Here is a 7,839-nt window from a genome sequence, read left to right on the forward strand (position 1 = left end):
GGGGCGTGCCGCAACTCCGCTCCTTCCGTCCCGGCGACGAGCCGGCGCTCGCCGACATCTGCCTGCGGACGGCGGATGCCGGCGGGGACGGGACCGGGATCCTCGCCGACGACGACCTCTGGGGTCACGTGTTCGTGCTGCCCTACGCGGCCCGTCACCCCGACCTCGCGTTCGTCGTCGAATCCGACGACGGCCGGGTCGTCGGCTACGTCGTGGGCACCGACGACACGCGGACCTTCGAGGACTGGTTCCACGACGAGTGGTGGCCGCGGTTCGCACAGCGCTGGCCGGTGCCGGGTGACGACCGCTCCCGTCAGGCGGGTCTGCTGCGCTACGCGTACGGGCGCCGGGCGGGAGCGGAGCCCTTCGGCGACGACCGTCCCGCGCACCTGCACATCGACCTGATGCCGGAGGTCCAGGGCCAGGGGTGGGGGAGGCGACTCATCGGCGTGCTCGCGGCCGCGCTGCGCGAGCGCGGCGTGCGCCGGCTGCATCTCGTCGCGTCCGCTCAGAACGCCGGCGCCCTGGCCTTCTACGACCGGCTCGGCTTCGAACGCCTGGAGTCGCCGGCCGGCGCGCAGGCGTTCGGCATCGAGCTCGACCGCCTCTGACCGCGCGCTCGCTGCCCGCCACGCTCTGCCCCCGACGCAGTCTGCCTGACGCACTCTGCCTGACGCACTCTGCCCTGACGTCCCTCTGACTGCGGCTCGTCCGCCGAGTCACTGCCCTGACACCGGGTCACTGTGCTGCAGCGCCGTGACTGGGCGCGCGAGCAGTGACTCGGGCCACGGAGCGCTCGATGGGATGGGCCAGCCGGGGGCGACGGAAGCCGGGCGGCGCCGGCCCGGGAGCAGGCCGGGGGCGTCCCCAACGCCCCCGGCGGTCTCTCACAGCCGGTGCAGGCGCTCCGCGTCGGGCTGCTCGATCGGATCCCAGCCGCGCTTGACGGGGCGCGTGCCGCGCTGCGCGTCGCGCGAGCGGTACACGATGTACGGCCGGAAGAGGTATCCGATCGGCGCCGAGAACACGTGCACGAGCCGCGTGAACGGCCACAGCGCGAACAGCGCGAACGCGGTGATCACGTGCAGCTGGAACAGCAGCGGCACGTGGTCCATGAGCTGCGGCTGCGGCTGGAAGATCAGGATGCTGCGGATCCACGGCGAGATCGTCTCGCGATAGTGGAACCCGCCGCCGAACACCTGGTACACGACCGTCGCCAGCGTGCCGAAGCCGAGCGTCGCTGCCAGGAACACGTACATGACCTTGTCCATCACGGTCGTGGCGAGGAACACGACGCCGATCGTGCGGCGGCGGTAGATGAGGATCGCGAGCCCGGCGAGCGTGAGCGCGGCCGCGAACGTGCCCATGACGGTGGCGCCCCAGTGGTAGATCTCCTCCGAGATCCCGATCGCGTACAGCCATTCGCGCGGGATCAGCAGGCCCACGACGTGGCCGGCGATCACCATCAGGATGCCGAGATGGAACATCGGCGACCCCCACCGCAGCAGCTTGCTCTCGTACACCTGGCTCGACCGCGTCGTCCAGCCGAACTTGTCGTACCGGTAGCGCCACACGTGCCCGACGACGAACACGGCGATCGCGGCGTAGGGGATGGCGACCCAGAGGATCATCTGCAGGGCGGTCATACGTCCTCCCGGGGGCGAAACGGCGGCAGGGTGCCGATCCAGCTGAGCCCGACGGTCTCGGACGGCGGGCCCTCGTTGACGAGGTCGAACACGCGATCGCGCGTGCGGGAGTCGATCGCCGGCAGCGACAGCGTGACGGCGCGGACGACGCCCGCCCACGGGCTCGACATGCCCTCGAGGGCCGCGCGCAGCACCTCGACGCCCTCGCGGTGCGAGGCGAGCAGCGCATCGGCGACCGGCGACCCCGACACGGCGGAGAACTCCAGCACGGCGGGGAGGTAGTCGGGCAGCTCGGCGGCGTCGAACTCCCAGCCCGCGGCGCGGTACGCGTCGAGGAAGGTCACGAGGGCGGTGCCGCGGCGGCGGGTGTCGCCGGTGGCGAAGTAGCTGAGGTACAGGCTGCACTTGCGCTTGAGGTCGAAGGTCGTGACGTACGCGCGCTCCCACGCGGAGCGGCCGCCCGACTCGGCGGCATCCAGAAACCCCTCCAGCGGCTCGCGCACCCGCGACGGGAGGCCTGCCAGCTGGTCGCGCAGCAGCGGGAGCCGCGCGAACCAGGCCTCGTCGGGGTAGTCGAGCAGGAGCGAGGCGATCATGTGCACGCGCGCCCGCTCGTCCGGCCGCAGCGCGACGGGCGCGAGCGGGTCGGGCATCGCGCGGCGCGGCGTGACGCGCGTGGACATGACGCTCATCCGTCGCCCTCCCCGGCAGAGCCGGAGCCCGTCGCGCGCACGGCACCCATCCGATCCGGCGGGAAGAGCCCCTCGGGCCGGCCGTTGCCGTCCCAGTTGAGCAGGTTCATGCGGCCCGGCGTCGACGGCCGGTCGGCGGTCTGCCGGTCGGCGAGCGCGTGGAAGTTCTCCACGGCGACGGGGACCGACCGGCCGCTGGCGGCGCCGAACGGCCCCGCTCCTCCCATGCCGGGCCCGCCGTCGTAGTCGAGCGAGCACGCCAGCTCCTCCAGCTGCGCCGCCTGCTCGGCGTGCGCGGCGGGGATGACGTACCGCTCCTCGTACTTGGCGATCGCCAGCAGCCGGTACATCTCCTCGATCTCGGCGCCGCTCAGCCCCACGGCGTGCGCGATCCGTTCGTCGCGCTCGTCGTCGAGGTTGACGCCCCGCATGTACGAGCGCATCGCCGCGAGGGTGCGCAGGGCCCGGTCGACCGGGGCGACGTCGCCCGCGGTGAACAGCTCCGCGAGGTACCCGATCGGGATGCGCAGCTTGTCGATCGCGGCGAACAGCGTGCGCGCGTCCTCGCCGTCGTTGCCGGAGCCGGTCACGACGTCCACGACCGGCGACAGCGGCGGGATGTACCAGACCATCGGCATCGTGCGGTACTCGGGATGCAGCGGCAGGGCGACCTTGTACTGCTGGATGAGCTTCCAGATCGGGCTGCGCTGGGCGGCGACGATCCAGTCCTCCGGGATGCCGCCGGCCCGGGCCGCCTCGATCACGGCGGGGTCGTGCGGGTCGAGCATGACCGAGCGCTGCGCGTCGAGCAGGTCGTGCTCGTCCTCGACGCTCGCGGCCTCGGCGACGCGGTCGGCGTCGTACAGGATCAGGCCGAGGTAGCGGAGGCGTCCGACGCACGTCTCCGAGCACACCGTCGGCAGGCCCACCTCGATGCGGGGGTAGCACAGCGTGCACTTCTCGGCCTTGCCGGTCTTGTGGTTGAAGTAGACCTTCTTGTACGGGCATCCCGTCACGCACATGCGCCAGCCGCGGCAGGCGTCCTGGTCGACCAGCACGATGCCGTCCTCGGCCCGCTTGTACATCGCGCCGGAGGGGCACGACGCCACGCACGCGGGGTTCAGGCAGTGCTCGCAGATGCGCGGAAGGTAGAACATGAAGGCCTTCTCGAACTCGGCCTGCACGTCCTCGCTCATCTTCTTGAGGATCGGGTCGTCCTGCATGGTCTCGAGCGACCCGCCGAGGTCGTCGTCCCAGTTCGCCGACCACGTGATGGCCATGTCCTCGCCGGTGAGGAGGCTCTTGGGCCGGGCCACAGGCAGGTGCTGCCCGCGCGGCGAGTTCAGCAGCACGTCGTAGTCGTACGTCCACGGCTCGTAGTAGTCGTGGATCTCGGGCAGTTTCGGGTTGGAGAAGATGCGCATGAGCTTGGCGAGCCGCCCGCCGCTGCGCAGCTTCAGCCGCCCGCGCTTCGTGCGCACCCAGCCGCCGGCCCACACGTCCTGGTCCTCGTACGTGCGGGGGTACCCGACGCCCGGCCGGGTCTCGACGTTGTTGAACCACACGTACTCCATGCCGGTGCGGTTCGTCCACGCCTGCTTGCACGTGACCGAGCACGTGTGGCATCCGATGCACTTGTCGAGGTTCATGATCATCGACATCTGCGCCATGACCTTCATCGGTACTGCACCTCCTGGCTGCGGCGGCGGATGGTGGTGACCTCGTCGCGCTGGTTGCCCGTGGGGCCGAGGTAGTTGAACGCCCACGCGAGCTGCGCGTAGCCGCCGATGAGGTGACTGGGCTTCAAGAGGATGCGCGTGAGGGAGTTGTGGATGCCGCCGCGCAGCCCGCTCGTCTCGGCGAGGGGCACGTCGATCGTGCGGTCGGTCGCGTGGTGCATGTACACGGTGCCCTCGGGCATGCGGTGCGAGACGATCGCGCGGGCGACGACGACGCCGTTGCGGTTGTACGCCTCGATCCACTCGTTGTCGCGCACGCCGATCTTGCCGGCGTCCTCGATGCTCATCCAGATCGTGGGTCCGCCGCGCGAGAGCGACAGCATGAAGAGGTTGTCCTGGTACTCGGAGTGGATCGACCACTTCGAGTGCGGGGTCAGGTAGCGGACGGCCACCTCGGTCTGCGCCTCGGCGCCCGGTCCCGCGATGCGCCGGCGCGTGCCGAGCCTCTCGTCGCCGAACAGGCGGTGCATGTCCAGCGGCGGGCGGAAGACCGGGAGGTTCTCGCCGAGGTCCTCCATCCAGTCGTGGTCGAGGTAGAAGTGCTGCCGCCCGGTGAGGGTGTGCCAGGGCTTCAGGTGCTCGACGTTGATCGCGAACGCCGTGTAGCGGCGGCCGCCGTGCTCCGATCCCGACCACTCCGGCGACGTGATGACGTTGCGCGGCTGCAGCTGCACGTCGGGGAACGTGAGGTACGAGCCCTCGTGCTCCTCGGCGAGGAACGCCATCCTCTGCCCGGTCTTCTGCTCGAGCTGGCGGAAGCCCTGCACGGCCAGCCGCCCGTTGCTCGTGCCCGACAGCGCCAGGATCGCCTCGGCGACGCGCTTGTCGGTGTCGAGGCGCACGGCTCCCCGCGTCGACCCCGACGGCACCACGCCGTTGACGTGCCGCAGCCGCTCGACCTCGGGCTCGGGGTGGTAGGTGATGCCCTTGGTGACCATGCCGAGCTTCGTGGTGAGCGGTCCGAGCGAGCCCCAGCGCTCGGCGAGGTGCGGGTAGTCGCGTTCGACGACGATGAGCTTGGCCATCGTCTTCCCCGGGATCAGCTCGTCGTGCTCGGGCACGCGGCCGTGCGCGTACGCCATGACGTCGGGCGTGTCGTGCTGCAGCGGCGACGCCACGACGTCGCGCCGCACGCCCAGGTGCGTGGCGGCGAGGTCGCTGAAGCGCTCGGCGATGACCCGGAACATGTCGAAGTCGGTCTTCGTCTGCCACGGCGGGTCGATCGCCGGGGTGAAGGCGTGGATGAACGGATGCATGTCGGTCGAGGCCAGGTCGTGCTTCTCGTACCAGGTGGCCGCCGGCAGCACGATGTCGCTCAGGAGCGTCGTCGAGGTCATGCGGAAGTCGGCCGTCATGAGCAGGTCGAGCTTGCCGATCGGGGCGTCGTCGCGCCAGCGGATGTCGCGCGGGCGCGCTCCCGGAGCCGCCTCGGCGGCGCGGATCGCGGAGTCGGTGCCGAGCAGGTGCTTGAGGAAGTACTCGTTGCCCTTGCCGGACGAGCCCAGGATGTTCGCGCGCCACACCAGCACGACGCGGGGGAAGTTCTCCGGGGCGTCCGGGTCCTCGCAGGCATAGTGCAGCGAGCCGTCGGCGAGCGATTCCGCGATGTACTGCGCCGGCTCCTTGCCGGCCGCCTCGGCCTCGTCGCACAGGTCGAGCGGGTTGCGCGAGAAGGTCGGGTAGCTCGGCATCCAGCCGCGCTTGACCGAGTCGACGAGGCAGTCCGCGGTCGTGCGCCCCTCGAACGCGCCGCGGGCGAGCGGTGAGGCGAGCTGGTCGGCGGGCAGGCCGTCGTAGCGCCACTGATCGGTCGCGAGGTACCAGTACGCGGTGCCGATCGCCTGGCGCGGCGGGCGGTTCCAGTCGCCGGCGGTCGCGTACTGCGAGTAGCCGGTGATGGGCCGGACCTTCTCCTGGCCGACGTAGTGCGCCCAGCCGCCGCCGTTGACGCCCTGGCATCCGGTCATCGTCGTCAGCGCCAGGAACGTGCGGTAGATCGTGTCGGAGTGGAACCAGTGGTTGGTGCCCGCACCCATGAGGATCATCGAGCGGCCGCCGGAGCGCTCGGCGTTGTCGGCGAACTCGCGCGCGATGCGGATCGCCTGCGCCGCGGGCACCGAGGTCAGCTCCTCCTGCCACGCGGGCGTGCCCGGTGTCGCGGTGTCGTCGTAGCCGGACGGCCAGACCCCCGGCATCCCGTCGCGGCCGACGCCGTACTGGGCCAGGAGCAGGTCGAACACGGTCGTGACGGTGCGGCCGGCGACCGTGCGCACCGGCACGCCGCGCGCGACGACGCCGGAGCCGCCGGCGTGCTCCTGCCCGGGCTCGGGCGGCAGGTCGAAGCGGGGGAGGAGGATCTCGGCGGCGTCGCCGCTCCAGTCCTCGAGGTCGGCGATCGACAGCGGCGGCACGACGTCGCCGAGGTCGAGGTTCCAGCGTCCCTCGTCCTCGGGGCTGTAGCGGTGCCCGAGCGAGCCGTTCGGCACCACCGGCGCGCCGCCCTGGTCGAGGAGGACGGTCTTGAAGTCCGCGCGCGGCAGCTCGGCCTCGGACCCGCCGAGGTCGCTCGCGGTGAGGAACTTGCCGGGCACGAGGGCGTCGCCGTTGCGCTCGATCGTCACGAGGTAGGGCGCGTCGGTGTAGCGCCGCATGTAGTCCTCGAAGCGCGGCGTGCGCGTGGAGACGAAGTGCTCGCGCAGGATCACGTGGCCCATCGCGAGCGCGAGCGCCCCGTCGGTGCCGGGATGCGGTGCGACCCATTCGTCGGCGAACTTCGTGTTGTCGGTGTAGTCGGGCGAGACGGTCACGACCTTCTGGCCGCGGTAGCGGGCCTCGGTCATGAAGTGGGCGTCGGGCGTGCGGGTCACCGGCACGTTGGAGCCCCACATGATGAGGTAGCCGGCGTTCCACCAGTCGGCAGACTCGGGCACGTCGGTCTGGTCGCCGAAGACCTGCGGGCTCGCCACCGGCAGGTCGGCGTACCAGTCGTAGAACGACAGGATCGCGCCGCCGACGAGGTTCAGGAACCGGGCGCCCGCGCCGTGGCTGACCATCGACATGGCCGGGATGGGCGAGAAGCCGGCGATGCGGTCGGGGCCGTGCTCCTTCACGGTGTGGACATGCGCGGCCGCGACGATCTCGGCGGCCTCGTCCCACGTCGTCCGCACGAGCCCGCCCTTGCCGCGCACGCTCTTGTATGCGGCGGATGCCTCGGGGTCGGTCACGATCGACGCCCACGCGGCGACCGGGTCGCCCAGGCGCGCCTTCGCGGCCCGGTACAGCTGCGCGAGCGTGTCGCGGATGTAGGGGTAGCGCACGCGCGTGGGCGAGTACGTGTACCAGCTGAACGCGGCGCCGCGCGGGCAGCCGCGCGGTTCGTACTCGGGCGAGTCGGGGCCGGTGGTCGGATAGTCGGTCTGCTGCGCCTCCCACGTGATGATGCCGTCCTTGACGTACACCTTCCACGAGCACGATCCGGTGCAGTTGACGCCGTGCGTGGAGCGGACGACCTTGTCGTGCGACCAGCGGTCGCGGTAGAAGACGTCGCCCTGGCGGCCGCCCTCGAGGAACAGCGTCCGCAGGTCGCCGGAGACCTCGCCCTTGCGCAGGAACCGTCCCATGCCCAGCAGCGCGTCGGCCAGAGGGCCGTCGGTGGCGGGTGGCGCGGTGCGGATGTCGGGCGTCATTGCGGTCCTCCCAGCGTCGGCGAGTGCCCTCAGGTTCCCCCTTCAGCGGGACTGACGCCGCGGGGTCCGCCGTGTT

Annotated in this window: 5 protein-coding genes; 1 reads left to right on the forward strand and 4 read right to left on the reverse strand. The window is 71.3% G+C overall.

Annotation, left to right across the window (positions count from 1 at the left end):
- Positions 1–5: 5 nt before the first annotated feature.
- Positions 6–611, forward strand: a complete 606-nt coding sequence (locus tag WML84_RS10890) for a GNAT family N-acetyltransferase (protein ID WP_347346172.1) — start codon at positions 6–8, stop codon at positions 609–611.
- A gap of 276 nt (positions 612–887) precedes the next feature.
- Here the strand turns inward: WML84_RS10890 and narI are convergent, their stop codons facing one another.
- Genes narI through WML84_RS10910 form a run of 4 tightly spaced genes read right to left on the reverse strand, consistent with a single transcriptional unit; the run spans position 888 to position 7,763 of the window.
- Complete coding sequence (gene narI / locus WML84_RS10895; RefSeq protein WP_347346168.1) at positions 888–1,646, reverse strand: respiratory nitrate reductase subunit gamma; 759 nt, start codon at positions 1,644–1,646, stop codon at positions 888–890.
- Positions 1,643–2,329 carry a nitrate reductase molybdenum cofactor assembly chaperone gene (gene narJ, locus WML84_RS10900; RefSeq protein WP_347346169.1) on the reverse strand — a complete coding sequence of 229 codons (687 nt, stop codon included), beginning with the start codon at positions 2,327–2,329 and terminating at the stop codon, positions 1,643–1,645. The genes narI and narJ overlap by 4 nt, the downstream gene beginning before the upstream one ends.
- Before the next feature lie 5 nt (positions 2,330–2,334).
- The gene (gene narH / locus WML84_RS10905) at positions 2,335–4,017 is read right to left on the reverse strand and encodes a nitrate reductase subunit beta (RefSeq protein WP_347346170.1); all 1,683 of its coding nucleotides are present in this window, start codon (positions 4,015–4,017) and stop codon (positions 2,335–2,337) included.
- Positions 4,014–7,763 carry a nitrate reductase subunit alpha gene (locus tag WML84_RS10910; RefSeq protein ID WP_347346171.1) on the reverse strand — a complete coding sequence of 1,250 codons (3,750 nt, stop codon included), beginning with the start codon at positions 7,761–7,763 and terminating at the stop codon, positions 4,014–4,016. Before WML84_RS10910 ends, narH begins: the two co-directional genes overlap by 4 nt.
- Between the last annotated feature and the right edge of the window lie 76 nt (positions 7,764–7,839).

It is taken from the genome of Microbacterium sp. (genome assembly GCF_039812165.1).
In the GTDB taxonomy this organism is placed as follows: Bacteria; Actinomycetota; Actinomycetes; order Actinomycetales; family Microbacteriaceae; genus Microbacterium.